This is a genomic window from Nitrosomonas communis (assembly GCF_001007935.1).
Classification (GTDB): domain Bacteria; phylum Pseudomonadota; class Gammaproteobacteria; order Burkholderiales; family Nitrosomonadaceae; genus Nitrosomonas; species Nitrosomonas communis.
The window spans coordinates 252,206-277,838 of sequence record NZ_CP011451.1 but is presented as its reverse complement, the minus strand read 5'-3'; the positions used below and the strand labels follow the sequence as shown (position 1 = coordinate 277,838).

General features: G+C 45.1%; 30 protein-coding genes, 1 tRNA gene and 4 pseudogenes. 22 read left to right on the top strand and 13 right to left on the bottom strand.

What is annotated here, in order from left to right; all coding sequences use genetic code 11:
• Positions 1-82 precede the first annotated feature (82 nt).
• From AAW31_RS01230 to AAW31_RS01215, 4 genes are all read left to right on the top strand, one after another.
• A tRNA-Pro gene (locus AAW31_RS01230) sits at positions 83-159 on the top strand.
• 183 nt (positions 160-342) lie between these two features.
• Entirely contained in the window at positions 343-1,092 is a 750-nt protein-coding gene (surE, locus tag AAW31_RS01225; RefSeq protein ID WP_046848842.1) for a 5'/3'-nucleotidase SurE, read from the top strand.
• A 40-nt stretch (positions 1,093-1,132) separates the two neighbouring features.
• Entirely contained in the window at positions 1,133-1,795 is a 663-nt protein-coding gene (locus AAW31_RS01220; protein ID WP_046848841.1) for a protein-L-isoaspartate(D-aspartate) O-methyltransferase, read from the top strand.
• 78 nt (positions 1,796-1,873) lie between these two features.
• The gene (locus tag AAW31_RS01215; RefSeq protein ID WP_046848840.1) at positions 1,874-3,031 is read left to right on the top strand and encodes a peptidoglycan DD-metalloendopeptidase family protein; all 1,158 of its coding nucleotides are present in this window, start codon (positions 1,874-1,876) and stop codon (positions 3,029-3,031) included.
• A gap of 325 nt (positions 3,032-3,356) precedes the next feature.
• Here the strand turns inward: AAW31_RS01215 and AAW31_RS19420 are convergent.
• A pseudogene (locus AAW31_RS19420) lies at positions 3,357-3,542 on the bottom strand (transposase); the annotation flags it as partial.
• A 40-nt stretch (positions 3,543-3,582) separates the two neighbouring features.
• Here AAW31_RS19420 and AAW31_RS01205 point away from each other — a divergent pair.
• Entirely contained in the window at positions 3,583-3,942 is a 360-nt protein-coding gene (locus tag AAW31_RS01205; protein ID WP_046848838.1) for an IS630 transposase-related protein, read from the top strand.
• A complete protein-coding gene (locus AAW31_RS01200) occupies positions 3,875-4,408 on the top strand; it encodes an IS630 family transposase (protein ID WP_309567612.1) in 534 nt (177 codons plus the stop codon). The genes AAW31_RS01205 and AAW31_RS01200 overlap by 68 nt, the downstream gene beginning before the upstream one ends.
• Before the next feature lie 23 nt (positions 4,409-4,431).
• On the opposite strand, the pseudogene AAW31_RS22485 reads toward AAW31_RS01200, so the two are convergent.
• Positions 4,432-5,121, bottom strand: a pseudogene (locus tag AAW31_RS22485) (IS982 family transposase); the annotation flags it as partial.
• A gap of 577 nt (positions 5,122-5,698) precedes the next feature.
• On the opposite strand from AAW31_RS22485, the gene AAW31_RS01190 reads away from it, so the two are divergent.
• Genes AAW31_RS01190 through AAW31_RS01155 form a run of 8 tightly spaced genes read left to right on the top strand, consistent with a single transcriptional unit; the run spans position 5,699 to position 10,994 of the window.
• Complete coding sequence (locus AAW31_RS01190) at positions 5,699-6,151, top strand: Na+/H+ antiporter subunit E (RefSeq protein WP_046848836.1); 453 nt, start codon at positions 5,699-5,701, stop codon at positions 6,149-6,151.
• Positions 6,148-6,417, top strand: coding sequence for a monovalent cation/H+ antiporter complex subunit F (locus AAW31_RS01185; protein ID WP_046848835.1), 270 nt, complete (start codon positions 6,148-6,150; stop codon positions 6,415-6,417). Before AAW31_RS01190 ends, AAW31_RS01185 begins: the two co-directional genes overlap by 4 nt.
• Positions 6,414-6,728 carry a cation:proton antiporter gene (locus tag AAW31_RS01180; RefSeq protein ID WP_046848834.1) on the top strand — a complete coding sequence of 105 codons (315 nt, stop codon included), beginning with the start codon at positions 6,414-6,416 and terminating at the stop codon, positions 6,726-6,728. Before AAW31_RS01185 ends, AAW31_RS01180 begins: the two co-directional genes overlap by 4 nt.
• 17 nt (positions 6,729-6,745) lie before the next feature.
• Positions 6,746-6,967: a Na(+)/H(+) antiporter subunit B gene (locus AAW31_RS01175; protein WP_144412803.1), complete on the top strand. Its 222-nt coding sequence runs from the start codon at positions 6,746-6,748 to the stop codon at positions 6,965-6,967.
• A 4-nt stretch (positions 6,968-6,971) separates the two neighbouring features.
• The gene (locus AAW31_RS01170) at positions 6,972-7,682 is read left to right on the top strand and encodes an MnhB domain-containing protein (protein ID WP_046848832.1); all 711 of its coding nucleotides are present in this window, start codon (positions 6,972-6,974) and stop codon (positions 7,680-7,682) included.
• Entirely contained in the window at positions 7,679-8,056 is a 378-nt protein-coding gene (locus AAW31_RS01165; protein WP_082110300.1) for an NADH-quinone oxidoreductase subunit K, read from the top strand. The genes AAW31_RS01170 and AAW31_RS01165 overlap by 4 nt, the downstream gene beginning before the upstream one ends.
• Positions 8,053-9,495 (top strand): complex I subunit 5 family protein, encoded by a 1,443-nt coding sequence (locus AAW31_RS01160; RefSeq protein WP_046848831.1) that lies wholly within the window; start codon positions 8,053-8,055, stop codon positions 9,493-9,495. Before AAW31_RS01165 ends, AAW31_RS01160 begins: the two co-directional genes overlap by 4 nt.
• Positions 9,492-10,994, top strand: a complete 1,503-nt coding sequence (locus AAW31_RS01155; protein WP_187426935.1) for a proton-conducting transporter transmembrane domain-containing protein — start codon at positions 9,492-9,494, stop codon at positions 10,992-10,994. The genes AAW31_RS01160 and AAW31_RS01155 overlap by 4 nt, the downstream gene beginning before the upstream one ends.
• A gap of 59 nt (positions 10,995-11,053) precedes the next feature.
• Here AAW31_RS01155 and AAW31_RS22480 read toward each other — a convergent pair whose 3' ends face one another.
• The 9 genes from AAW31_RS22480 to AAW31_RS22975 form a co-directional block, all read right to left on the bottom strand.
• Positions 11,054-11,566 carry a hypothetical protein gene (locus AAW31_RS22480; RefSeq protein WP_235264447.1) on the bottom strand — a complete coding sequence of 171 codons (513 nt, stop codon included), beginning with the start codon at positions 11,564-11,566 and terminating at the stop codon, positions 11,054-11,056.
• A 9-nt stretch (positions 11,567-11,575) separates the two neighbouring features.
• A complete protein-coding gene (locus AAW31_RS22475; RefSeq protein ID WP_235264449.1) occupies positions 11,576-11,782 on the bottom strand; it encodes a hypothetical protein in 207 nt (68 codons plus the stop codon).
• Positions 11,734-12,684, bottom strand: a complete 951-nt coding sequence (locus AAW31_RS22470; protein ID WP_235264450.1) for a transposase — start codon at positions 12,682-12,684, stop codon at positions 11,734-11,736. Before AAW31_RS22470 ends, AAW31_RS22475 begins: the two co-directional genes overlap by 49 nt.
• Before the next feature lie 65 nt (positions 12,685-12,749).
• The gene (locus AAW31_RS01140) at positions 12,750-13,316 is read right to left on the bottom strand and encodes a group II intron maturase-specific domain-containing protein (RefSeq protein WP_258920427.1); all 567 of its coding nucleotides are present in this window, start codon (positions 13,314-13,316) and stop codon (positions 12,750-12,752) included.
• A 46-nt stretch (positions 13,317-13,362) separates the two neighbouring features.
• Positions 13,363-14,142, bottom strand: coding sequence for a reverse transcriptase domain-containing protein (locus tag AAW31_RS22985; RefSeq protein WP_200899681.1), 780 nt, complete (start codon positions 14,140-14,142; stop codon positions 13,363-13,365).
• 55 nt (positions 14,143-14,197) lie between these two features.
• On the bottom strand, positions 14,198-14,698 hold the full coding sequence (locus AAW31_RS22980; RefSeq protein WP_200899602.1) for a reverse transcriptase domain-containing protein: 501 nt from the start codon (positions 14,696-14,698) through the stop codon (positions 14,198-14,200).
• 168 nt (positions 14,699-14,866) lie between these two features.
• Positions 14,867-15,058: a hypothetical protein gene (locus AAW31_RS01130; RefSeq protein ID WP_046848830.1), complete on the bottom strand. Its 192-nt coding sequence runs from the start codon at positions 15,056-15,058 to the stop codon at positions 14,867-14,869.
• A 106-nt stretch (positions 15,059-15,164) separates the two neighbouring features.
• Positions 15,165-15,896: a reverse transcriptase domain-containing protein gene (locus AAW31_RS01125; RefSeq protein ID WP_200899680.1), complete on the bottom strand. Its 732-nt coding sequence runs from the start codon at positions 15,894-15,896 to the stop codon at positions 15,165-15,167.
• A gap of 128 nt (positions 15,897-16,024) precedes the next feature.
• Complete coding sequence (locus AAW31_RS22975) at positions 16,025-16,156, bottom strand: hypothetical protein (protein ID WP_258920405.1); 132 nt, start codon at positions 16,154-16,156, stop codon at positions 16,025-16,027.
• Between the two features lie 243 nt (positions 16,157-16,399).
• On the opposite strand from AAW31_RS22975, the pseudogene AAW31_RS20320 reads away from it, so the two are divergent.
• The 5 genes and pseudogenes from AAW31_RS20320 to AAW31_RS23830 form a co-directional block, all read left to right on the top strand.
• Positions 16,400-16,653, top strand: a pseudogene (locus AAW31_RS20320) (transposase domain-containing protein); the annotation flags it as partial.
• 196 nt (positions 16,654-16,849) lie between these two features.
• Entirely contained in the window at positions 16,850-17,800 is a 951-nt protein-coding gene (locus AAW31_RS22455) for a transposase (RefSeq protein ID WP_235264450.1), read from the top strand.
• Complete coding sequence (locus AAW31_RS22450) at positions 17,752-17,958, top strand: hypothetical protein (RefSeq protein ID WP_235264449.1); 207 nt, start codon at positions 17,752-17,754, stop codon at positions 17,956-17,958. The genes AAW31_RS22455 and AAW31_RS22450 overlap by 49 nt, the downstream gene beginning before the upstream one ends.
• Before the next feature lie 9 nt (positions 17,959-17,967).
• Positions 17,968-18,480: a hypothetical protein gene (locus AAW31_RS22445; RefSeq protein WP_235264447.1), complete on the top strand. Its 513-nt coding sequence runs from the start codon at positions 17,968-17,970 to the stop codon at positions 18,478-18,480.
• 355 nt (positions 18,481-18,835) lie between these two features.
• A pseudogene (locus AAW31_RS23830) lies at positions 18,836-19,532 on the top strand (IS982 family transposase); the annotation flags it as partial.
• Positions 19,533-19,931: 399 nt separating this feature from the next.
• Here AAW31_RS23830 and AAW31_RS01100 read toward each other — a convergent pair.
• Both AAW31_RS01100 and AAW31_RS01095 read right to left on the bottom strand, forming a co-directional pair.
• Positions 19,932-20,729, bottom strand: coding sequence for an HAD family hydrolase (locus AAW31_RS01100; RefSeq protein WP_046848828.1), 798 nt, complete (start codon positions 20,727-20,729; stop codon positions 19,932-19,934).
• On the bottom strand, positions 20,726-21,745 hold the full coding sequence (locus tag AAW31_RS01095; RefSeq protein WP_046851397.1) for an L-threonylcarbamoyladenylate synthase: 1,020 nt from the start codon (positions 21,743-21,745) through the stop codon (positions 20,726-20,728). The genes AAW31_RS01100 and AAW31_RS01095 overlap by 4 nt, the downstream gene beginning before the upstream one ends.
• 662 nt (positions 21,746-22,407) lie before the next feature.
• On the opposite strand from AAW31_RS01095, the gene AAW31_RS01090 reads away from it, so the two are divergent.
• From AAW31_RS01090 to AAW31_RS01080, 3 genes are all read left to right on the top strand, one after another.
• Entirely contained in the window at positions 22,408-23,220 is an 813-nt protein-coding gene (locus tag AAW31_RS01090) for a methane monooxygenase/ammonia monooxygenase subunit C (protein ID WP_046851396.1), read from the top strand.
• Between the two features lie 185 nt (positions 23,221-23,405).
• Positions 23,406-24,323, top strand: coding sequence for a methane monooxygenase/ammonia monooxygenase subunit A (locus tag AAW31_RS01085; RefSeq protein ID WP_235264445.1), 918 nt, complete (start codon positions 23,406-23,408; stop codon positions 24,321-24,323).
• Positions 24,323-25,585 (top strand): methane monooxygenase/ammonia monooxygenase subunit B, encoded by a 1,263-nt coding sequence (locus AAW31_RS01080; RefSeq protein WP_046848827.1) that lies wholly within the window; start codon positions 24,323-24,325, stop codon positions 25,583-25,585. Before AAW31_RS01085 ends, AAW31_RS01080 begins: the two co-directional genes overlap by 1 nt.
• The last annotated feature ends 48 nt before the right edge of the window (positions 25,586-25,633 follow it).

Sequence of the window (25,633 nt, the reverse complement as noted above, 5' to 3'; positions counted from 1 at the left end):
ATACAGGATCAATGCTTCTTTCCTGATTTGTCTAGTAAGTAATTCTAATGTTGGAGTTTGTATTTGCTATAATTTAAATCGTCGGGGCGTAGCGCAGCCTGGTAGCGTACTTGCATGGGGTGCAAGTGGTCGGAGGTTCAAATCCTCTCGCCCCGACCAGTTTAATTGATTATCATATGATGGACAGCATATGATAAATAATTATTTAAATAATGTAGTGTAATCTCTTCTCATATAATTAAGTATGAATTTGGTAGGCGAGTTTATTTGAATCTCTTATGTATACTGAGGAGATTTATATAATATTTTGGCTTCTCATTAATTTCCAAAAAGTTAATTCAAATGCGCATATTGCTCAGTAATGATGATGGGTATTTTGCGCCAGGTCTTGCGTGTCTAGCTGAAACCCTCTCAAGTATAGCTGATATAATTGTGGTAGCTCCGGAGCGTGATCGTAGTGGGGCGAGTAACTCATTAACGCTCGATCGTCCATTGAGTTTTCGCAAGTCACATAATGGTTTTTATTATGTTAATGGCACTCCGACAGATTGTGTGCATCTGGCAGTAACCGGTATGTTAGATGATTTGCCGGATATGATCATATCTGGTATTAATGATGGAGCTAATATGGGAGATGATACAATTTATTCAGGTACTGTTGCTGCTGCGACTGAGGGATTTCTCCTGGGTATACCCTCAATTGCTGTATCTCTCGTAAGTGTTTCTAATGGTAATTTTTCAACGGCAGCAAATGTTACGTTGAATATGGTAAAACAGTTCATGAAAGAAAAATTCCATGTGCCTATTCTATTAAATATCAATGTGCCTGATGTTCCACAAGAGCAATTACAAGGGTTAGATGTCACACGCTTAGGACGCCGTCACAAGGCCGAAGGGGTAATTAAATCTCACACCCCACGAGGAAATATTGTTTTTTGGGTAGGTGCCGCAGGTGCAGCGCAAGATGCCGGAGAGGGAACAGATTTTTTCTCAGTTCAGAATAATCGAGTATCAGTTACTCCATTGCAAATAGATCTTACCCGATATGATCAAATAGAATATCTAAAAGATTGGTTAGGGTTGTCATGCTAACTTTGTTTGTGTAGAAAAAAATATGATGGGAGATTGATTTGTGAGCATGCGTCATTCTGGTATTGGCATGACTTCACAACGAACGCGGATGCGAATGGTCGAGCGTTTACGTGAACAAGGCATCACCGATGAAAGGGTGTTAACTGTAATGAACACAATCCCTCGTCATCTTTTTGTGGAAGAAGCTCTGTCATCTAGAGCTTATGATGATGTAGCATTACCAATCAATTTTGGCCAAACAATTTCAAGCCCATGGACTGTAGCTAGAATGACCGAGCTCCTTCGTGCAAATTCCTCTCTTGGTAAGGTTCTTGAGATCGGTACTGGCAGCGGATATCAGACCGCAGTGCTTGCTCAACTAGCGCAGGAAGTGTATTCAATTGAACGTATAGGGTCACTTCTTACTCGAACACGTATTCGTTTGCGTGAGCTTAGAATTAACAATATTCATCTGAGACATGCGGATGGATTACTTGGTTTTCCTGAAGTAGCTCCCTTTGACAGCATTATGATGACAGCTGTTACCACGCAGGTACCAGAATCACTCCTAGAGCAATTGATGATAGGCGGTAGAATAGTTTATCCGAAAGGAAGTCAAAAGCAGAATTTGTGTGTGATAGAGCATACTTCTCAGGGTTTTATTGAGACCATACTGGATGAGGTGAAGTTTGTTCCGATTTTATCTGGGGTCATTAGCAAATAAGCGAAACAAGAGCATGATAGAGATGCTGGGTATTATGATCAGGAAAAAGCCTGTTTAGGAATTTATGGAGTTATCACAATGGCTATCTCAATAGTAAAAGCGAAATTATTTACTATTTTATCTGGCGTATTATTTGTTTTTCCCTATTTTTTAATAACTGGTTGCGTCGCACCCTACCCAGCTCCAGTAGTTGAGTCTCAAAGAAACTTAAATCAGGCAATAGATAAGGTACCTGGTAAGCAAACCTACATTATTCAAAGAGGAGATACCCTTTATGGGGTAGCGCTCAGACATGGCATTGATTATAAGGAACTGGCGCAGTGGAATGGGATTGTAAATCCTAATGCACTTAAGATTGGCCAGGAAATTGATTTGTCCGTGCCATCTAAGCAAAAGCTAGTTTCTCAACAGGAAAAAGTAGTAATACCAGAGCAAGCGACTACGGCTCAGCCGACACTGTATTCAGTTTCTCAGCCAATATTATCTTCCGAGAAAACTGAGCAACTTCCGCCATCAGCTTCACAACCTGACGTAGAGGCATCAGCTAGTTCGATTGTAGCGGAACCGAAAGGAATAAAATTGCCCTATTCCGAAACAGCTGTGGCTCAGGTAAGAGGTTCTAATAGTACATCTACTTCACTCCCTACTAAAGCGGAGACGGTAGCAATCGCTCCAGTAATACAGAAACCAGAAATAGCTTCAACCACACAAAAAGCAGAAACGGTTTCAATAACACCAAAAATAGAACCTAAAGCAGAGACTGTAGCCGTAACTCCATCAACACAAAATATAGCTATGGCTCCAACAACACAAAAAATTGTTGAAAATGAGAGCCCTCCAAGAAATAGTTCTCAAAAGGTTGAAGCTAATCGCAGCAATATTAAGTGGAGTTGGCCAGCAAATGGGCAACTGCTGAGCAGATATACTGAAAAAACCAAGGGAGTGAGTATTTCTGGTCAACCTGGCCAGCCCGTATTAGCCTCTGCGGACGGAACGGTGGTTTATAGTGGTAGTGGACTACGCGGATATGGAAAGTTAATTATCGTTAAACATAATAATACTTATCTTAGTGCTTATGGGCACAATAGCAAGATTCTGGTTCGAGAAGGTGAAACTGTGACGAAAGGTCAAAAAATAGCAGAAATGGGAAATACTGATAGTGATACTGTGAAACTTCATTTTGAAATTAGAGAGCGAGGTAAGCCTGTTGATCCTCTTAAGTTTTTATCTAATTAATTAGAAAATGGCCTTGTTATCGCTGTAGAATTCGTGCGGTTGAAACTGAAAGAGTAATAATAATTCCTGAGTTTGTGGTTCATTATGATTGATGAGCTTGGTAATTTTAATTTGTAATAAAAATTGGTGAGATGTTTATAAAACCTCCTATTCTTTTGAAAACTCTATAAAAACAGATTTTTCATCAACAGTTAGGGCATATTTTGCGAATCTTTTGCAAGAAACCGAGAAATAATTGTGTTAATGCGGCAAATCTAATTAAAAGATGTATTTTTCCTATGCAGTTTCTGGAAATGCTATTAACGTGAGTTCGATATGAGAATCATCACATCACGATTGGAAGAGCTTGAAGGAGTCTGATATTAAGCGAGGGTTTCTTCTCGCGAAAAGTGTAAGTCATCAGTCCGGCTATCAGATTGACAAAGAAGCTAACTGGGCTGCGATGACGGGAATGCTCGACTTGCGACAAGTTCCTCAATGGATCATTAACGGTTTCAATAATCGAGCGTTTAGGTATAGCATGTCCCCTATAAATTGATTATAATTTACAGATGACCTATCCGATATTATTTCGCCGTAAAGTATTATCCGTTCGTGAGAAGGAGAACCTCTCAATCGCGCAAGTGGCCAAGCGTTTTGGTGTAGGGGTCGCCAGCGTGATGCGTTGGATCAAAACTCCCGATCCCAAGACCACCCGCAACAAACCTGCCACCAAGATCAACATGGAAATGTTGGCGCAGGACATCAAGAATTATCCGGACGCGTATCAGTACGAGCGCGCCAAACGGTTGGGTGTCAGCAAGCAAGGCATTAACCATGCTTTAAAGCGTCTGAGCGTGACTTATAAAAAAAAGCCTGTGTCACCCCAAAGCCAGCGAAAAAGAGCGGCGTATCTTCCAGAAAAAAATTGAAGACTATGAGCGAGCAGGCCGCGTTATCGTCTACCTTGATGAAAGCGGCTTTGCGCACGACATGCCACGCACGCATGGCTATGCGCCAGTGGGTGAGCGCGTCCATGGCGTAAAAGACTGGCATGCACGAGGTCGAACCAATGTGATTGGCGCTCTCATCGGAAAGACGCTGCTGACTATAAGTCTGTTCATCGCCAATATCACCGCTGACATTTTCTATGCGTGGCTGACGCAGGACCTGTTGCCTAAACTTTTGCCCGCTTGCGTGATTGTCATGGACAACGCAACCTTTCATAAACGGCAGGATATCCAAACCGCCATTGCCAATGCCGGGCATACACTTGAATACCTACCGCCTTATTCCCCTGACTTAAATGACATTGAACCCAAATGGGCTCAGGCCAAAGCCATCAGAAAAAAGGAAGGTTGTTCCATCGAGCAGCTCTTTGCCGCTTATGAAATTTAAATCATTTTATATGGGATCTGCTATAACAGCAGCTTGTCAAAAAGTGGCAACAGCTTGTTTTTCATATTTTTGCGTACTTTGGTAATGAACTGCACGTCTTGCTCCCGGAATTGCTCAAAGAGTGACGGCGAGAGATAACCCCGGTCACCAAAGAGCTTGCCAAATAAGGAACGCGTCAACTCTGATACCGGGTCACGGTCATCCACATTGCCCGCCGTGATTTTGACTCCCAGCAATTTCCCCTGCTCATTGATGACCAGGTGCAGCTTGAACCCTTAAAACCAATCCACACTGGTCTTTCCCCGGGCAGCAAACTCTGCCATTACTGTATGCGATCCAATGCAGCGATTGTGGCACACGCTGATTTTGGTTGAATCAATGAAGCTGATCCCACTGCATTGCCCAAAGCGGCTGGTCAGAAAACAGCACAAAGGTACCAGGCTACCTTGCAATAGCTCAACAAAGCGGTTATAGCTCACCAACCCTGGAAAATAACCCCGCTGATACCTCAACACGTAATTCAGGTAATAGTGCTTAAATGTCCGGTAGCCGGGCAGATGAAACCCCACCATAATGGTCATGATTTCGCTTAGACACAGCGCTTCTTGCCGCCGATGCCGTTTCAGCGATGACTCTAATAAGTGCTGCTCCCATCGTGGTTCAAACTCTTTACAAAATTTGTCACTCTCACAAAAAATCGTTGTAGTACCCATTGAAATCTGACCCCCCTCATGATGAAATTCTTTCCAGAACTACTTCATCATAAGGAATTCAGATTCCTTTTACAGCTTTTCTTATGTCGAACTCACGTTATTTTAAATACTTGCATGATTATTTTTTTATAGCAGAAGGGTTATTCTTACCAACGCTATAGCCTGTTAGAAGAAAAAGCTGCATAAGTATAAGTTAATCAACATATTGCAAAATTTATAGAAAGTATATAAAAGCAATTGATGCAGAATTTCAATACACGAGACACAATCAGAAATTAATTCCTTCGTTTTATAGGATGATCAGACAATGGTGCAATGCATGTGACCAAGCTGTGGTATTCTTGGCTATCTTGCTTTTACTCAGGAAAGTGGTGTATGGAGGATCTCTTCCTTATTTGTACTCATCCTGGAAGAAAGAATATTCAAGGACAGGAAAAGTCACGGGGAGCAATATTACCTGTCACTCGATAATACTCTCGTGTTGAACTGGGCGGTAACCAGCTGATTTGTTAAAGCTGTTCAATTCTCTTGAGGTAAGAATATGATCTTGATCTTGCGAACTACTCTTTGGAGATCCATGTTTTTTATCGTTGTTTGGTGGATTCTGATACAAGGCAAGACAGACAGTTGGTTTGTGGGCTTGATCAGTATTTCATTGGCACTAGTGACTAGCCTCATTTTGCTGCCGCCGAATCAATTTAAGTTCTCCTTCTCAGGTTTTGCCCTTTTTTTAATCAATTTTTTTGGTTTGTCGTTGAAAGGGGGTATCGCTGTAGCCTGGATGGCTATACGCCTAAATCCTGATCTTCATCCCAACATACATATTATTACTCTACGTTTGCCAGAGGGTGTGGGGCGAGTGATTCTAATTAATACCTTAAATTTGATGCCAGGCTCATTGACTGTAGATCTCACTTCAAGCAGTGTGTATATACATGTGCTGGATGAGCGACAATCTATAGAAACAGACGTACGGGGTATTGAAGAAAAGATTGCACACATGCTGCGCTTAGAACTGAAAAATTCATGAATAGTCTTAATCAACTCTTGGCGGTATTTATACTTGCCAATTTATCAATTGCTTTAGTGCGGGTAATACGTGGACCTACAACTGCAGATCGTCTGCTGGCAGCTCTACTGTTTGGTACGTCCGGTGTGGCTATATTGTTATTATTAGCCTATATTGAAGAGACACTGATACTTTTAGATGTTGCCTTGGTATTTTCTCTGCTCGCAGTCATCTCTGGCGTGGTCTTTACCCAGCGTGCTTGGCGAACAAAAGAGGAAAAAAAATGAATATTCTTGAGTTATGCAGTATTTTTTTTCTAGTAGCAGGGGCTATTTTTTTCTTAGCGGGCACAATAGGGGTGTTGCGCTTTCCTGACGTTTATACCCGATTGCATGCCTTAGCCAAAGTGGATAATCTGGGACTGGGTTTTACCAGTATCGGCTTATTATTTCAAGCACCAGGGCTGATCATTGCTTTGAAGATTATTCTAATCTGGTTACTAGCTTTGGTTGCAAGTTCTACTCTAAGTTTTTTAATTGCCAGACGTGCGATGAAGAGAAGAGTCATTCCATGGAGAGCGAGGGAGCATACAATTTGAGCAACTTGATCCTGGATATGTTATTGGCTACGGTTTTATTTTGGATTGCTTTAAAAACACTGATTACTCCAGATTTATTTCATGCAGTAGTGTTATTCATGATTTTTGGCTTACTTATGGCATTGACTTGGGTTCGACTTGATGCTCCAGATATCGCGCTAGCTGAAGCTGCAATTGGTGCTGGACTTACTGGGGCACTGTTACTGGATACAATAGGATATTTACGCAGAAACCATTAAAACTATGTCGATGAAGAGCTTGCTTAATGCTGTGGTTATAATTTTTTCTGCCATTTTGGGTGCAACGCTGATTTGGGCTATCTTAGAATTGCCGGTTTCAAACCACATTCATTTGTCCGAGCAGGTACTGATACAACTTGATGCTTCGGGTGTAAGACATCCAACAACAGCAGTGCTACTCAATTTTCGTGGTTTTGATACGCTATTGGAAGTAATGGTATTGCTATTAGCTTTGCTAGGGGTCTTGGATCAAACAAAAAAATGTAGAACAAATAATTTAAGTATAAACATTCTATTAACTCAGCCCTACTTGCAAGTTCTGCTGTGGTCAGCACGTGTGCTTGTGCCAATGATGATTTTAGTAGCAGGTTACCTGCTAGGGGTAGGGGAATACCAACCAGGTGGCGCATTCCAAGCGGCTGCTGTTCTGGCCGCAGCGGGTGTATTGCTTAACTTGTCTGGCTTATTACGTTCCTGGAGAGAGCCATCATGGCGTCTCCGCGTAGGATTTATCTCCGGTTTGCTGTTGTTTTTGCTAATCGCTGCAATAACATTGTTTCTATCCCCTGGCGTGCTACTGCAATATCCAATAACTTTGGCCGGCATGTTTATATTGATAATTGAGGTGGGGCTTACCTTATCTCTTGGTCTTATTCTGGCAGGATTCTTTTTATTACTATCTGATGAAGTAAATAATATGGAGGCTGATGAATGACAGGTGCACTTATTTATGCCTGTGTCGGCGCTGTATTGTTTGTTTGTGGTGTGGCAGGGTTGATTCTGCTGCCACATCTGCTACGCAAAATATTAGCTTTCAATATCATGGGTAGTGGTGTATTTCTTATGCTGGTGGGTTTAGGACAACACGATAATGTACCGGATCCAATACCACAGGCCATGGTTCTTACTGGAATTGTTGTGGCTGTTGCTGCTACGGCTTTGGCTTTGGCCTTCGTCCGGCGATTATTGTATCTTACCAGCAAGGCGCAATTGGTAGTGAGTTCGAAAAGCTTAGCTCAAACCGAGGAAAAACTCATAACGGGCGAAGGGAAGAGCGAAGGAAATAGAGAGGGAGATAGTTTCACGTGAGTGATCCTATACCTTGGTTAATTTTGCTGCCTTTACTATGGGGATCACTATCTTTTCTGCTAGGTGTGAGGCGGGGAGGTCGGTTAGCGGTCGCATGTTTGGCAATTCACCTAGCTTTGGTAGCATTATTGGTAGGGCAGGCTGTCGCGGAGGGGGGGCGGTATTATGCCGTCGGTGGTTGGGGCGCTCCTCTGGGAATTGATTTATACGTGGATGGTCTGGCTAGTGTAATGCTATTGCTTACCCATGTGGTGATCTTGCCGCTAGGGATCTATGCGCGCTACTATTATTCTCATAATGTCGAGAGTGTCGGTTATTTTTGGCCAATGCTCGGTTTTCTGTTAGCAGCTATGAATACGCTATTCATGTCAGCTGATTTATTCAATATATACGTTACTCTAGAGTTATTAGGCTTGGCAGCAGTTGGACTGGTAGGAATGGCAGGTAAAACAGAGTCGATATTGGCAGCCATACGCTACCTGCTGGTTACTCTGCTTGGCTCAGGTGTATATTTGGCTGGTGTTGCGCTGATTTATGGTAGTTATGGCAGTGTATCGTTAGCTGTGCTAGAGCCATTAATTGAAAATGAAGTTTCTGCTGCAGTATTCCTCGCAGCTATATTGATGCTGGTCGGATTATTGCTTAAGACAGCTTTATTCCCTTTTCATTTTTGGTTACCATCAGTTCATGGTGGGGCGCTAACCCCAGTATCAGCCTTGCTTTCGGCATTAGTCATTAAAGCTTCTTTTTATCTCATCCTGCGCATGTGGCTTGGCCTGTATGCTCCTTTGGCGACAATACAGACAGCTCAACTGCTGGGAGGGCTGGGTGCGGTGGCCATACTGTGGGGATCAATCATGGCATTTAACCAAACACGGCTGAAGATGCTGGTAGCTTATTCTACTGTAGCTCAGATTGGCTATTTTTTCTTACTTTTTCCTTTGATTACTGAGGTTGGCTCAGAAGCGGCTGGAATTGCAATGCAAGGCGGTGTGATTCAGCTTGTGGCGCACGCTTTAGCCAAGGCAGCAATGTTTGCCGCTGCGGGTGTAATGATACTATCGGTGGGCAAAGATGACATAGCATTGCTAAGCGGAATTTCCAGACGTTTACCACTTACTTTGTTTACTTTTGCTTTGGCAGGAGTAACCTTAATGGGATTACCTCCTACCGGGGGTTTTATAGCTAAGTGGTTACTGATTAGCAGTGCTGTGATTAGTGGTCAATGGAGCTGGGTAGTCGTGATGATTCTGGGAGGGCTGCTGAGTGCAGGGTATGTATTTAAAGTGTTACGCCAGGCTTTTTTGCCAGCAGCAGCGGAGATGAAATTCAGCCCTGTAAACCCTCCTCTGGAATGGCCTGCTTTTTTGCTTGCTTTTATTAGCTTGTCGTTGAGTTTTGCATCTGGTAATGTTTTAAATATACTGGGGGCGGGTTGAGCATCAACGAGAGCCTACTTTTACTCGTTCTGGCCAGTTCACTGGTGCCAGGAGTGATCATTTTCTTTCTGCCAGAGTCACGCATTCGCTTGCGCACCTTATTAAATCTGACAGGCGCAATTCTCAAGCTGCTGCTGATAGGTTACATGCTATGGGGCATTCAACATGGCCAGATCTACATTTTGCGTTACAATTTATTACTTAATCTGGAGCTAGTACTCAAGGTAGATGCACTAGCTGCACTCTTTGTCACCTTGTCAGCAGCATTATGGCTCTTGACGACCTTTTATGCTGTCGGTTATTTAGAACGTTCGCCTCATCGTAGCCGCTTTTTTGGTTTCTTCAGTCTTTGTGTTACCGCCACTGTAGGTGTGGCAATGGCGGGTAATCTGTTTACTTTCTTCATTTTCTATGAACTGCTGACGCTATCCACCTATCCTCTGGTGGTGCACCGAGGGACAGAAGCAGCCATTCGCGCTGGAAATATCTATCTGATCTATACACTTTCTGGTGGGGCAGTATTGCTGGTAGGTATAATCTGGTTGTACAGTTTGCTGGGCCGAGTTGAGTTTATGTATGGTGGTGTAGTAACCGTATTGGATTCAAAATATTCACCTCAGTTACAGATAATTTTTCTGTTACTCATTATTGGACTGGGTGTAAAAGCAGCTTTGGTGCCGTTACATGGCTGGCTGCCGCAAGCAATGGTGGCGCCAGCGCCAGTATCAGCTTTGCTCCATGCAGTAGCAGTCGTGAAGGCAGGAGCTTTTGGCATCATACGAATCGTGTATGAAGTTTATGGTGTGGAATATTTGCAAAGCATGAATTTGCTTATACCACTTGCTATAGCAGCTTCGATTACCATTATCTGGGGATCACTGTGTGCTCTCTGGCAAGGCGATCTAAAACGACGACTTGCTTATTCAACTGTTAGCCAAGTCTCGTATATTATTCTTGGAATGAGTTTATTTGGGCCAGTAAGTACTATTGGCGGAATTGTTCATCTTGTTCATCAAGGCATCATGAAAATTACCCTCTTTTTCTGCGCTGGTAATTATGCTGAGACTTTAGGTATCCATAAAATAAGCGAGATGAATGGGGTAGGATGGCGTATGCCATGGACGTCAATAGCTTTTTGCATAGCTGCTCTTGGTATGATTGGGGCGCCATTGACGGCGGGCTATATTAGTAAACTCTATCTCAACCAGGGTGCAGAGATAGCAGATCAGATGTGGGCAAGCTGGGTATTGACTGTTTCGAGCCTCCTTAATGCAGCTTATTTTTTGCCAATCATGTATCGATTCTGGTTTAAAACTCAGCCACAGACTTGGGTACAAGAACGTATCTACACCAAGGGTCGATGGGAAACTCATGGACTCTTACTGATACCGCCTCTTGTTTCTGCTACTGCAACTTTATTAGCGGGTATATTTGCGGATACCGACTGGAGTCCCTTATACTGGGTAAAACTGATTGTTAAACGCGAATACTTGCTTTAAGGTCATCTTTTTTCCTTAGTAAAAAAGCAAATACTGATTTATTAACCTAAATTCCTCTTTTAACCCGAATTGGAAGCCAAATGAAAGGTTGGCAAATCGAGAACTGGTGGATTTTTTGGTCCGGCTGCAAAGATTTTGTCGATAATGTAGCGTACCAAGGTAGGCCAACGTTCCACTTTTGGCAACTGAGGCGCATTTGCTAGAATGAAATCAAAACCCTTACGGATACTGCTGATCATTGTTTTGATTTGATCACCCGCCTCATGAGTTAATGTAAGCAATAGTCGAGATTGACCTGCATGTCGAGTCAGACGAGCAACCCCATTTAGTAGTAAAGGGCGACTGGTAATTGCTTCCAGATGTGTTTTGGGGTGTGCCAGGCGAACATACCCGCTCCACCAGTTATAAATGAGCGCGACTGCTCGTGCTGAGAGGTTACAGCGCTCCAGGTCATGAGTGGTATAGCCACCCCAACCCCATTGGTTTTTCAACTCATCAAAGCCATTCTCGCAATCTGCCCGATCCCGATACCATTGACCGAAGGCTTCCAATGAATAATCAGCATTGGTCACTAAAACAGCCTATTCCCATACTTTGATCTTATCTAGATGGTCAACGAAGTGCAGGGTTCCCTGTTGAGTATCAGCATTCATTTCGACTGCCAGATTGTTTTTGACTTGACGCCGCAGCACCACTATCCGCCGCGCGCGACTCCAGCCTGCCAATTGGATTTGATCCTCTACTGCGTCAAAGCCTTGCCCCACGGCTGCCACTGGTTTTGCTGCCATTTCCGCTCGATCAAACGTTTAATTCCAGCAGTCTGGCGCAGTTTGAACAGATAACGCTGATTAATCTGTTCCATTCCAGCCATCACGCCTTCATTGCCAAAAGCACTGTCGCCACGCACCAACGCAGGACGCTTTTCAAGAGCCAAGTCTTCGATTAACTGCCGCAGACGGGGTAGGCTATGTTTGGCAGCATGAGATTTACCGCTTTGCACTTCGACATCAAGCACCAGACGAACATTGCTAATCCAATACGTATGCAAGGTGTGGCTTGGCCGTCCCGGCTTGCTAGGATTGTAGCCGATCTCAGCACCTGTTTGACGGCCATATAACAGCTTGACGCTGCTATCAGCGTCAAGAATCCAGGCAGTATTCAAGGCTTCACGAGTACTCTCGCTGAGCGCTGTATCCATCCAGCTTGTACTCTTCATCAGTTGAGCCAGGCAGACAGCACGTTGCGATTCATCGCAACGTTTGGGTAAACCTGGCGCAAGCGCACTCAGCGCGCGACGCAAGCTCTCATCGCTGACAATCTTGCCCATGCCAAGTATCTCAGGAGCCACTTCGTCTCCTGGTAGCCCGGCGATGTGGGCATAGCGTCGCTGCCCATCAAGAATGGAGAGCAACCAGGTACCCAGTAAATCAACCACAGCAGGCGCATTAGGACTCGTGTAAGAAAGCGGGCATCCTTCTACCCAACGGGCAAATAAGCCGGTAACTTCCAGGAATTCAGCAAAAAATGCCAACTGACCCATGGCTGTGGCACTTCCGTTTTCATCCCAGCGCACGTGAAATCGACCACCAGGAGTCGACAAACACATCTCCTCTGCAGATTGCTCCATCTCCTGCACGGCGTTACTTACCGCCTTTGCCGCTCCTTTTTCCTCAAAATCCTTTTCACCCATTGGGTGATTCCTTTATTCAGCCATAAAGCCTTGACAGTACTACGTTTTCGGTTGTTTTTATAGGTTCAACTGAGGAAAATAGGTTGAATCATTGCTGATTTCCAATTTGTCACCTTGTACCGCTTGCGTAGATGAATTCTCAACCGCTCTTCAGCAAAACGTTTCACCTTGAGAAATACCGCCGATGAATTCCTGAAATGAAAATACTCCGACCAACCGCGCAGCGTTCGATTCATATCACGCACTACCTCGTCCAACGGTCTCCATGTCTGGTTCCTCGCCGTTATCTCACTGATGCGGGTCTTTACCTTCTCTACCGCCTTATCGCACGGATTGATGTGCGGGTAAGCCATCCCCTTTGAGCCGACATTCATCTTCAGTTCAAATCCCAGAAAGCGAAACTTCTCTTTGCCGGCATCAACAATCTTTGTCTTGCCTTCATTGAGTTCCAGTTCCAGCCTCCCCAGTATTTCCCTGACGATGCGCAGCGGCGTGGCAACGTCTTTCCGGCACAGCACGACAAAGTCGTCAGCATATCGCACCAACTTCGCTTGCTGGTTCTTTGCCAGTTCCCCGCGTTGCCAGATACGATCCATCAGGTGCAGGTAGATGTTCGATAGCAACGGCGATATGACTCCTCCGGTGAGTCGGCCGAGAGTACTTTCCCCTCAGCCGCTCTTAGAACCGGACGTGAAGCTCTCGCTTCATCCGGCTCCCATTAAACAAATGAACCTTGTATTCCCCTTTTCCAGTGCGCAAATAGGTAAGGCGCGTCTCAAAAGTCTTTATCAGATATTGACACGCTCTGGCCTTACTGTATCTGAACCGCTTGTATTTGCGCATGCACCATTTTATAAGTGTGAAATTTATTTGACGCATAACAGGTTTCAATGCTGATTTATTGAACCTCCCATAATAGTTGATCCATCCATTAAGCATAGGATTGAGCCAAAGAGCTACTTCTTCTAAACTCAAATCGCTTCTGTTTCGCACCCCCGTTCTTCTTATCGTTCTATTTATTGATTTCTTGGCTTCTTTACTTATCGCCGGCGTAAAGCTCAAAAACATTCTGCCTTCGAAGCCTTTCACCATTCTTCGGCGAAATTCATAACCTAAGAATTTAAACTTTGTGCTTTGATGGTACCCTTTTCGTGCGCCATCTTGACAGTAGACTATTTTTGTCTTTTCAGAATGCAGTTCTAAACCACACTCGACAAGACGTTGATTAAGCTCAGCTAACAACTTTTCTGCCGACCATTTTGTTCTGCAATGGGCTATCCCATCATCGGCATACCGACACCATGGTTTTTCTTGATGATTACGTGTCATCCACACATCAAACGCATAGTGCATAAATAAATTACTCAACACGGGGCTTATCACACCGCCCTGAGGCGCGTACCTAGCGCCCGCTTGACGAGCTTTCCATCTGGCATCTGCATAGGAGCTTTCAACCATCGTTCTATGTACAGTATTATCCACCGATTATTGGTGTGTTTCCTCACCGCCTTCATCAATAATTATGGTCGATATGGTCAAACAGGCCTTTGATATCAAACTCCAATAGCCAATTGAACTGCCAACATCTTTGCCGCGTGACTCCCACCGCGTCTAGTGCAGACTTATTTGGTCTATATCCGTAGGAGTCGTCCAAAAAGTGAGGTTCAACGCATGGCTCAAACGCCAGTTTAATTGTCATTTGGGCTATTCGATCCGAGACCGTTGGAATGCCTAACACTCTTTCTCCTCCTTGTTTCTTGGGTATCGCTACCCCCTTAACGGCCGGAGGAAAGTAAGCACCTGATGATAATCTATTCCAAAGTTTATATAAGTTTCCCGATAAGTTCTGTTCAAAATCCTCAAGTGACTCCTGGTCTATACCAGCAGACCCTTGATTGGCTTTGACTAATTTGAACGCTTCCCACACTAATGCCTTGGGAATATCAAATGGTTTTGCTGCCTTCATTATTTCATCCTTCTGCAAGTTGAATAATAAATTAAGCTTGTTTAACACTACCCCTTCGCTCCATTTCCATTACAGAAACTTCATCACTACTACGAGTAGTCCCGCCACAGTTCTTGGCCTTGGTACGCTCATTCTTGGAAGGTCACTTCCTTGAATTTTTCCCTTTTCATCCAAGCGACTGCTTCCTGTAGTTCCCTATAAATGCCTGAACTAGACTCACGCCTCCTGCACACCGGACACCACCCACCCAGTAATCAGGTTGCTTGTGGATTTATCCCGCCGCCCCACAAATAGCTGCAGTTTTGATGTCATAAGGGCTTTACGATGCTTCAACAGAGATTCAGTTTCATTCGTCTCTCTAGTCCATACCTCGCCAGATTTTATCCTCTGACTTTCTTCAACGCTCACGACCACCGCCTTTTACAGCAGCCGCTTGAAGTGGTTTGATACCAGCACCTGAACGCCGATATCGGAGGGTCGATTCCTCCATCATCTATAGAGCTTAAGCTCAGCTTTACGCAAATAATTTTGCGTTTGTTGCGCGTCTACAGCGCACCTGTGGTGTGCCTCGTTGTTTGTCCTTGGCTTCGGTGGTTCGGCGTTCGCCGCGCTCGTCGCGTTCAATGACAGCGACCTTCAGCCATTTCCGGATCACTGACAGCACAGTACCATCGCTCACTCGGCGGCTCACGCAGCGCATCAGCTCGCCATGAGGAATCGTGTTGAAGTAATCGGATAAATCTCCGTCTACCACTTCCCGCTTCCCCCGTTGAGTAATGCCGAAATGAATCGCCCTAATCGCCATCTTGGCATCCAATCCTGGGCGAAATCCATATTGCCGCGGCAATAGGTCGACTTCGAAAATCGGACCTAAAACCAGCAGTACTGTCATCTGCACCACTCGATCCCGAATCGTCGGAATGCCCAAAGGGCGCTGTCCCCCCTGGGCTTTGGGTATCCATACGCGCAGCAAGGGCTGGGGCTGATAGCCACCCACCCGCAACTCCTGCTGCAATCTTTCCAGCCACTCGTCCACCCCTTGGCCCTCGATCTGCTTGAAACTGATGCCGTCGTAGCCCGGCGCTCCACGATTCGCGCGGCAACGCCGATAAGCGACCTGCAGTACATCGGCCCGGTAGACCTTGTCCCATAGACTGTAAAAACGAAAGGCTGGTTCTGCCTTGGCTTTCGTCTGTAATGAAGTCTGTAATGTCTGAACTTTACTCATCAAGGTTGGTAGACTCACATCAATCCCCTCGCTCTTATTACTTTCCTCATCGCGTTTCGAAACAGGGCGCCTTCGCTCTTCCGGCATTACCCGGCCTCAACACTAATACACGCCCATCCGTCATCCCCATTGGCCGGCTCCATCCCTCACAGGATCATCGTTGTCCGTTGCCACCGGACACCCTTGAGGACTTCCCTTGTTGCGCATCTGATCTCTCCCATGCGTGCTGTCACTACTACCCCGGTGGGATTCTTGAGGCTAAGTCGCTCAGCTTCCACAAGAACAACGGCCTTCCCCGTTATTGTGGCGGGTCGGCTCCCACGACGACATTTCGAGGCCTGCTCAGTGTTCACTCTCGTTACGGCCCGCATGGCCCGTTGATCTCCCGGGGAGACCTTTTCTTGTAGTGCTTCAGCCCATTTGTTACCTCCTGGACCGCTACAAGTACTTCCGGCTGGAGCGATAGTTAGCCAGGTCGGATTTGCACCGACGAATCAGATGCGCCTTAGCAAGGCACACACAACAAGCCGGTGGAAAATGCTATCCGTCCCATTGCACTGGGTAAAAAAATTGGCGATTTACCGGCTCAGAGCGTGCCGGCCAACGCGCAGCCGCTATCCAAACCCTGTTCGGTACCGCTCAACTCAATGGACTGGACCCATCTGCATGGCTCAAAGATACGCTCATTAAACTTCCCGCCTGGCCTAATAGCCGTATCGATGAATTGTTACCCCTAACACCGGAGTTCATTAAATCACTAAGCCAGAGAGAATGACAGGTGGTGTCGTTGAGCGCTTACTTTACAACTCTGAATTTTATAGGCGCCTAGAAGTTGTTCAACTATTTTATGAAGACGCTTGTACCATCATCGTGAACTGATAAGTTAATCCTATTTTCCTCAGTTGAACCTATAAAAACAACCGAAAACGTAGTACTGTCAAGGCTTTATGGCTGAATAAAGGAATCACCCAATGGGTGAAAAGGATTTTGAGGAAAAAGGAGCGGCAAAGGCGGTAAGTAACGCCGTGCAGGAGATGGAGCAATCTGCAGAGGAGATGTGTTTGTCGACTCCTGGTGGTCGATTTCACGTGCGCTGGGATGAAAACGGAAGTGCCACAGCCATGGGTCAGTTGGCATTTTTTGCTGAATTCCTGGAAGTTACCGGCTTATTTGCCCGTTGGGTAGAAGGATGCCCGCTTTCTTACACGAGTCCTAATGCGCCTGCTGTGGTTGATTTACTGGGTACCTGGTTGCTCTCCATTCTTGATGGGCAGCGACGCTATGCCCACATCGCCGGGCTACCAGGAGACGAAGTGGCTCCTGAGATACTTGGCATGGGCAAGATTGTCAGCGATGAGAGCTTGCGTCGCGCGCTGAGTGCGCTTGCGCCAGGTTTACCCAAACGTTGCGATGAATCGCAACGTGCTGTCTGCCTGGCTCAACTGATGAAGAGTACAAGCTGGATGGATACAGCGCTCAGCGAGAGTACTCGTGAAGCCTTGAATACTGCCTGGATTCTTGACGCTGATAGCAGCGTCAAGCTGTTATATGGCCGTCAAACAGGTGCTGAGATCGGCTACAATCCTAGCAAGCCGGGACGGCCAAGCCACACCTTGCATACGTATTGGATTAGCAATGTTCGTCTGGTGCTTGATGTCGAAGTGCAAAGCGGTAAATCTCATGCTGCCAAACATAGCCTACCCCGTCTGCGGCAGTTAATCGAAGACTTGGCTCTTGAAAAGCGTCCTGCGTTGGTGCGTGGCGACAGTGCTTTTGGCAATGAAGGCGTGATGGCTGGAATGGAACAGATTAATCAGCGTTATCTGTTCAAACTGCGCCAGACTGCTGGAATTAAACGTTTGATCGAGCGGAAATGGCAGCAAAACCAGTGGCAGCCGTGGGGCAAGGCTTTGACGCAGTAGAGGATCAAATCCAATTGGCAGGCTGGAGTCGCGCGCGGCGGATAGTGGTGCTGCGGCGTCAAGTCAAAAACAATCTGGCAGTCGAAATGAATGCTGATACTCAACAGGGAACCCTGCACTTCGTTGACCATCTAGATAAGATCAAAGTATGGGAATAGGCTGTTTTAGTGACCAATGCTGATTATTCATTGGAAGCCTTCGGTCAATGGTATCGGGATCGGGCAGATTGCGAGAATGGCTTTGATGAGTTGAAAAACCAATGGGGTTGGGGTGGCTATACCACTCATGACCTGGAGCGCTGTAACCTCTCAGCACGAGCAGTCGCGCTCATTTATAACTGGTGGAGCGGGTATGTTCGCCTGGCACACCCCAAAACACATCTGGAAGCAATTACCAGTCGCCCTTTACTACTAAATGGGGTTGCTCGTCTGACTCGACATGCAGGTCAATCTCGACTATTGCTTACATTAACTCATGAGGCGGGTGATCAAATCAAAACAATGATCAGCAGTATCCGTAAGGGTTTTGATTTCATTCTAGCAAATGCGCCTCAGTTGCCAAAAGTGGAACGTTGGCCTACCTTGGTACGCTACATTATCGACAAAATCTTTGCAGCCGGACCAAAAAATCCACCAGTTCTCGATTTGCCAACCTTTCATTTGGCTTCCAATTCGGGTTAAAAGAGGAATTTAGGTTCAATTTCCGAGGTGCGTACTGTATGAGAAGCATGGACTCTACAAATTATCAACGATAGCTGGCTGGAAGATGGCGCATGCCTCGACGTGAAGAGCATCGGAAAGCCGTGTGCGTTAATAACGCATGCACAGTTTGATGAGGAAGGGCTGGTGAAATTGACTATGGAATGGCTATTGAGGCACCGCCAAACGAAAGGGGCGGAAACAGATAAGCAACTCCTAATGGCGATTGAAAGCCAGTCCTTTACTCTACCAAAGCGCTGCGTAAACAACAAAATCAATCCGTTGAGATGCTTTTCAAATCTTATACATTCTGAATCATTCTTAACTGGTTAAGCTATATCTGAATTACGTATTGAAATATCAGTGGGATTATTTTCTAGGGTGAGTAGGCTACAACTGCTCTGTTGATTTGCTGCAAGGTAGCCTGCTACTTTTATGCTGTTTTCTGACCAGCCGCTTTGGGCACTGCGGTGGGATCAGCTTCATTGATTCGACCAAGAACGGTGTGTGCCACAACCATCGCATTGGGTCTCATCAAGTAATGGCGGAGTTTGCTGCCTAAGGAAAGACCAGCGTGGGTTGGTTTTATGGGTTCAAGCTGCACCTGGTCATCAATGAGCAGGGGGAATTGCTGGGAGTCAAAATCACGGCGAGCAATGTGGATGACGGTGACCCAGTACCAGAGTTGATGCGCTCCTTATTTAGAAAGCTCTTTGGTGACCGGGGTTATCTCTTGCCGTCACTCTTTGAGCAACTCTGGGATCAAGGCATACAGCTCGTTACCATAAAGTACGCAAGAATATGAAAACAAGCTGTTGCCACTGTTTGGCAAGCCTCGGTTACGTAAACGCTCGATTATTGAAACCGTCAATGACCCATTGAAGAATATGTCGCAAATCGAGCATTCCCGTGATCGCAGTCCAGTTAACTTCTTTGTTAATCTGATAGCTGGATTGGTGGCTTACACTTTTCGCGAGAAGGAATTCTCACTTAATATCAGATCCCCTCAAGCTCTTCCAGTTGTGGTAGCGTAATCCTTATGTCGAACTCACGTTGAATTACTATAAACCATGAACTCCCCCTGTCAATACCTCTATGCAGACAAACTGGCAGGGGATGGTTAGTGGCAGGCAATCTATGCGCTGCCAGAAACCTCGACGCAAGCGCTATGTAGAAGCAGGGTGCGCGTATAGGTGGTTAGGAAAGCGATACTTGGTCGGCAAGCGTTGTCAGTAGCACCTGGTCATCTTGACAGAGCGAAACTCGCGCCATATCTTGACGAGCCGACTACCAGCTAAGCATGCTAAAGAGATAATAGAAAGGATCAGCAATCTGTCACATTCCTACGAGTACAAATATCAAAAGCTGTACTTTGAATTTGAATCCACAGCCAATTAAAAAACTTTAATAGTTGAATTATTATCGTGCTAGAACTATAAAGTTTGCCGATCATTAGGTGCTAATAAAGTCATCAAGGTCGAGACATCAATCCATCTGTTATTGAGGTTAGCAATATCACCTGAGATAATAGAAGGCAATTTGCCCGGTTCTCCCAGATCAGTTAAAACCATTGCTGCACCATTGAAATTTTGTGAATATGTGTATTCGCTTATCGTGATGATAGTTTTAATTCCTGCAGCATAGGAGGACTGTAATCCATTTTCTGAATCTTCAATTGCGATGCATTGTTGAGGTGGTAGCCCAAGTTCTTTAAGTGTCCAGTAATAAATGTCTGGCGCAGGTTTTTTTTGGGCTACGATATCTCCAGCACCAATAACATCAAACCAACTAATAGATTCTTCCCCCAGTGTGTATTTTAATAGGGAGGTTACATTTTCTAATGTTGTGGTTGTAGCAATTCCTATTTTTATTTCATTTTCACGCAATTCATGAATTAGTCGTGCTATACCAGAGCGCAGGGGAATATTCCCTTTTGCTAATAAGTCAACAAAATATTTAGTTTTAGTTTTATGTAATTCAGCGATCCAATTGGACAAATCACGCTTGCTTAATATGTCTGGCGCGTATTTTTCAATGTAATAACGGATACGTTCTTTGCCGCCGGTAATTTTGAGTAATTTACCATATAGTTCAGTATCCCAATGCCAATCAAGTTCAAACTCTTTAAATGCAGCGTTAAAAGCAGGGCGATGCCCGTCTCGTTCTGTTTCGGCAAGAGTGCCGTCAACATCAAATAGTACTGCAGAAAGCGGGATATTATTTTTTTTCATAGATGAATTGATGTTTTATAGCTGGCACGTTGCAGACGATCAGAAATTGCTAGCCATGCTGGGTCTGTAGGAGGAGCTTCTACTAACATGCAAAAAAAATCGTCTTGATCTAGTTCACGGAGTGTCGCATATAATTGATGGCCATATCCGATCGGATCAGCTGGCATTAAGAAAAGATGAGTATTTTCATTTGTGACTTGGGAGAAATAATCGGAACCAGACCATGCAATTAGAGCAGTTCTTAGCCCATTTTTATTCAATTGCTGTGCACGTTGTTGAATGTATTCGGTGGGCCAAACTTCGAGAGCTGTCACGGGAGCGTAATGGGAGGATAAACCACCTGGAGCCCGTAAAGATGTATTTAGGTTTTCTTTCAATTTAATTTTTTGCTTTAGTGTCTCTTCAAGTAATTCTACAGGAATACCGCCGGGTCGCAAAAGAATGGCTTCAGAATTATAAAAGCTAATGATGGTGCTTTCCAGGCCAACTTTACAAGGTCCTCCGTCCAAAATCATACTCACTTCACTGCCAAATTCTTCATATACATGATTTGCCGAAGTGGGGCTTATTCTACCAAAGCGATTTGCTGAAGGTGCGGCAAGCGCTTTATTTTCCCCAAGTGCTTTTAGTAGAGCAAGTGCAATAGGATGATCGGGAATGCGTAAGCCGACAGTATTTTGGCCACCCGTTACATTAAGCGGTACATGTGAGCTTTTGGGCAGGATTAGGGTAAGAGGCCCCGGCCAGAAATGCTCGGCTAATAACCAGGCTGAATCCGGAATATCAATTGCCCAATAATCTAATAGATGCACCTCTGCGAAATGCACTATAAGAGGATGGTCGATAGGTCGACCTTTTATTTCAAAGATTTGATTTATCGCTGAAACATTGGTGATATCAGCTCCGAGTCCATAAACAGTTTCTGTAGGAAAGGCGACGTTTTTACCCGCTTTTAGAAGAGTAACAGCCGCAGTAATTTTATCATTCAGCGAAAGTAATGATTCCCTATTACTCATACTTTTGGTAATAAATATACACAAAAAAAAACAAAAATTGTGTTTTCTCTTTTAGCGCTAGTTTTAGAATTCTGGATTAATTGGTGCCGTATCCATGATGTCACTGCCTGATATGAGCATGGTAAGTAAGAGATTATTGTTAAATATCAAATACAACGATGCGGACTATCGTTTTTAAGTAATCTTACTAGATTTTATTGTAGGTTAATTAAGAGTGCTTGCAGATAATTAAAGTTCGCAAGGAGTATGTCATATTTTAAATGAGTTTACTTAATTTCAAAATTAGGAAATTCGTTTTGTCGACCTCTATTCAAAAAAGAATTAAAAAATTTAAATTCTGAAAGGACAGCCGACAACCGAACCTTTACCCAAACTATTGAAGTAGTAATGGAAATTAATATTTTCTGAAATACCCTGCTATAAATATGGAAAAACTACTTGACTAAAACGATGAAGGTGACTAGCCTGTAGAGTGTAGCCAGCAAAGGGTGTAGCACTTTTTAGCTGGAACAACAAGAAGAGTAGTTTAGAAGGAAGGCTATCGATAAACCCTGAAGACAAAAAGGTTTTTATGGGATACTGCGATAGTTAACGAGTAAGGGTAATATGCTAGGAAAGAATATTACTTTTTATAAGTGAATGAAAAACAGGAGGAAGTACAAATGGCAACAACATATGGAACGGGCAGCGCAGCGTCAAGCGCCCAAAGCTATGACACGTCGGTATGGTATGACTCAAAATGGTATAAATTTGGAATGGCTACCATGCTGCTGGTAGCGATATTCTGGATTTGGTATCAACGAACATTCGCGTATTCTCATGGTATGGACTCAATGGAGCCGGAATTTGATCGCGTATGGATGGGATTGTGGCGTGTTCACATGACTATTATGCCGTTATTTGCATTGATTACCTGGGGCTGGATTTGGAAAACCCGTGATACCAAAGAGCAACTGGACAATCTGGATCCAAAACTGGAAATCAAACGCTATTTTTACTGGATGATGTGGCTTGGTGTTTACCTCTTTGGCGTATACTGGGGTGGTAGCTTCTTCACCGAGCAAGATGCATCATGGCACCAGGTAATTATCCGGGATACTAGTTTTACTCCTAGCCATGTAGTCGTATTCTATGGTTCTTTCCCCATGTATATCGTATGTGGTGTGGCTTCATACCTGTACGCAATGACTCGCCTGCCTTTATACAGCAGAGGGATTTCCTTCCCACTGGTGTTGGCCATTGCAGGTCCGCTCATGATTCTGCCAAACGTAGGCTTGAATGAATGGGGTCATGCATTCTGGTTCATGGAAGAACTCTTCAGTGCACCATTGCATTGGGGCTTTGTGATTCTGGGCTGGTCGGGATTATTCGCAGGCGGTATTGCAGCTCAGATCATCACCCGTTACTCCAATCTGACAGACGTGGTTTGGAACAACGCTAACAAGGAAATCCTTAACAACCGGATTGTTCCTTAATTCTCTGGGTTTATACCTGCTTATCATTCCTGCTTCTGGCAAACCAGAAGTGGGAATGAAATAAAAGTGAGTCGACCTATGTGAGGGAAACATAGAATGGTCGGCGGTTAAAAACACTTAGAAAAGAAAGGAATCGTCATGTCATATTTAAATATTAAAAGCTTCAAAAGGGAGGGAGTTGAATCATGAATGAAAGTATAGTATGGGTACTAATATTCATACCTGTTTTGTTTCTATTTGTGCCATTGCTGTCAAAAAGTGAAGGCTACTTTGCAGATATGTTCAAAACCAAGGACATTCTGCAAGCTGCCAAGATGCCACCGGAAGCAATCCACATGTCGCGATCAATTGATCTGATTTATTTTCCGATTCTGTGCATACTGCTGGTTGGAACATACCACATGCATTTTATGTTGCTGGCAGGTGACTGGGATTTCTGGATGGATTGGAAAGACCGTCAATGGTGGCCGGTCGTGACCCCGATTGTAGGCATTACCTACTGTTCAGCCATCATGTATTACCTTTGGGTTAACTATCGTCAACCATTTGGCGCGACACTGTGTATCGTCTGTCTGCTGGTGGGAGAATGGCTAACACGTTACTGGGGTTTTTACTGGTGGTCGCACTATCCACTTAACTTCGTGACCCCTGGCATCATGCTCCCAGGCGCACTGATGCTGGATATCACTATGTATCTAACCCGTAACTGGCTGGTTACCGCGTTAGTCGGCGGTGGATTTTTTGGTTTGTTGTTTTATCCAGGAAACTGGCCAATTTTTGGACCCACCCATCTGCCAGTCGTAGCTGATGGTGTATTACTTTCAATGGCAGACTTCATGGGGCACCTGTATGTGCGTACCGGTACACCAGAATATGTCCGTAATATTGAGCAAGGCTCACTGCGTACCTTTGGTGGCCATACCACTGTCATTGCTGCCTTCTTTGCGGCGTTTGTATCTATGCTGATGTTCGTCGTCTGGTGGTATCTCGGTAAAATTTATTGCACAGCCTTCTACTATGTTAAAGGCAAAAGAGGACGTATCGTGCAAAGAGATGACGTTACCGCGTTTGGTGAAGAAGGTTTCGCACAGGGGATCAAATAATGAATTTAAAAAACATATACAAACGAAGCGTGCTGGGGCTTTACGGAGTCGCTTACGCAGCAGCAGCATTAGCAGTCAGCCTGGTAGTCGATGTCACACCGGTGGCAGCCCACGGGGAACGTTCGCAAGAACCTTTCTTGCGGATGCGTACGGTACAATGGTATGACATCAAATGGTCACCAGAAGTCACCAAAGTCAATGACTCTGCCACGATCAAGGGTAAATTCCACCTGGCTGAGGATTGGCCGCGTGCAGCAGCTAAGCCAGATCGATCCTTCTTCAACGTAGGTAGCCCAAGCCCGGTGTTTGTGCGTATGAGCACCCGGATCAATGGCCAGCCCTGGTTCATCGCCGGGCCATTGGAAATTGGTCGTGACTATGAAGTTGAAGTCAACCTGAGAGCACGTATTCCAGGTCGTCATCACATGCATGCGATGTTGAATGTGAAGGATGCTGGCCCGATCGCAGGACCCGGTGCATGGATGAATATCACAGGTAGCTGGGACGACTTTACCAACCCGGTCAAATTATTGACGGGCGAAACCGTTGATACCGAAACCTTCAACTTTGCCAATGGGATGACCTGGCACATTATCTGGATGACGTTAGCCTGCTTCTGGATCGGCATCTTTGTGGCACGTCCCATGTTCCTGCCACGTAGCCGTGTGTTGTTGGCTTATGGTGATGACCCGCTGGTGGATCCGCTGGACACAAAACTGGCCTGGGGTGTTGCCATTGCAACGATCGCATTGGTGTGGGGCGGCTATCGCTACACGGAAACTAAACATCCGTATACCGTGCCCATCCAGGCAGGTGAATCCAAAGTAGCGCCGTTGCCGGTTGCACCCAACCCAGTCGCTATTCGCGTAACTTACGCTAACTATGACGTACCGGGACGTGCACTGCGTGTGACTATGGAAGTGACTAACAATGGTGACAGCCCAGTCACATTTGGAGAATTCACCACAGCGGGTATTCGTTTCATCAACTCCACTGGCCGTCAATATCTTGATCCATCCTATCCACGGGAATTGATCGCAATCGGCTTGACGTTTGATGACGAATCAGCGATTCAACCTGGTGAAACTAAAGAAATCAAAATGGAAGCTAAGGACGCCTTATGGGAAATTCAACGTCTGATGGCGCTGTTGGGTGATCCGGAAAGCCGTTTTGGTGGTTTGTTGATGTCTTGGGATGAAAATGGAAATCGCCACATTAATAGTATTGCTGGTGCGGTTATCCCGGTCTTTACCAAGCTTTAATAAATAGCAGAAAGCAACACAAACCGGTGCACCCCTGTCGAGAGGCAG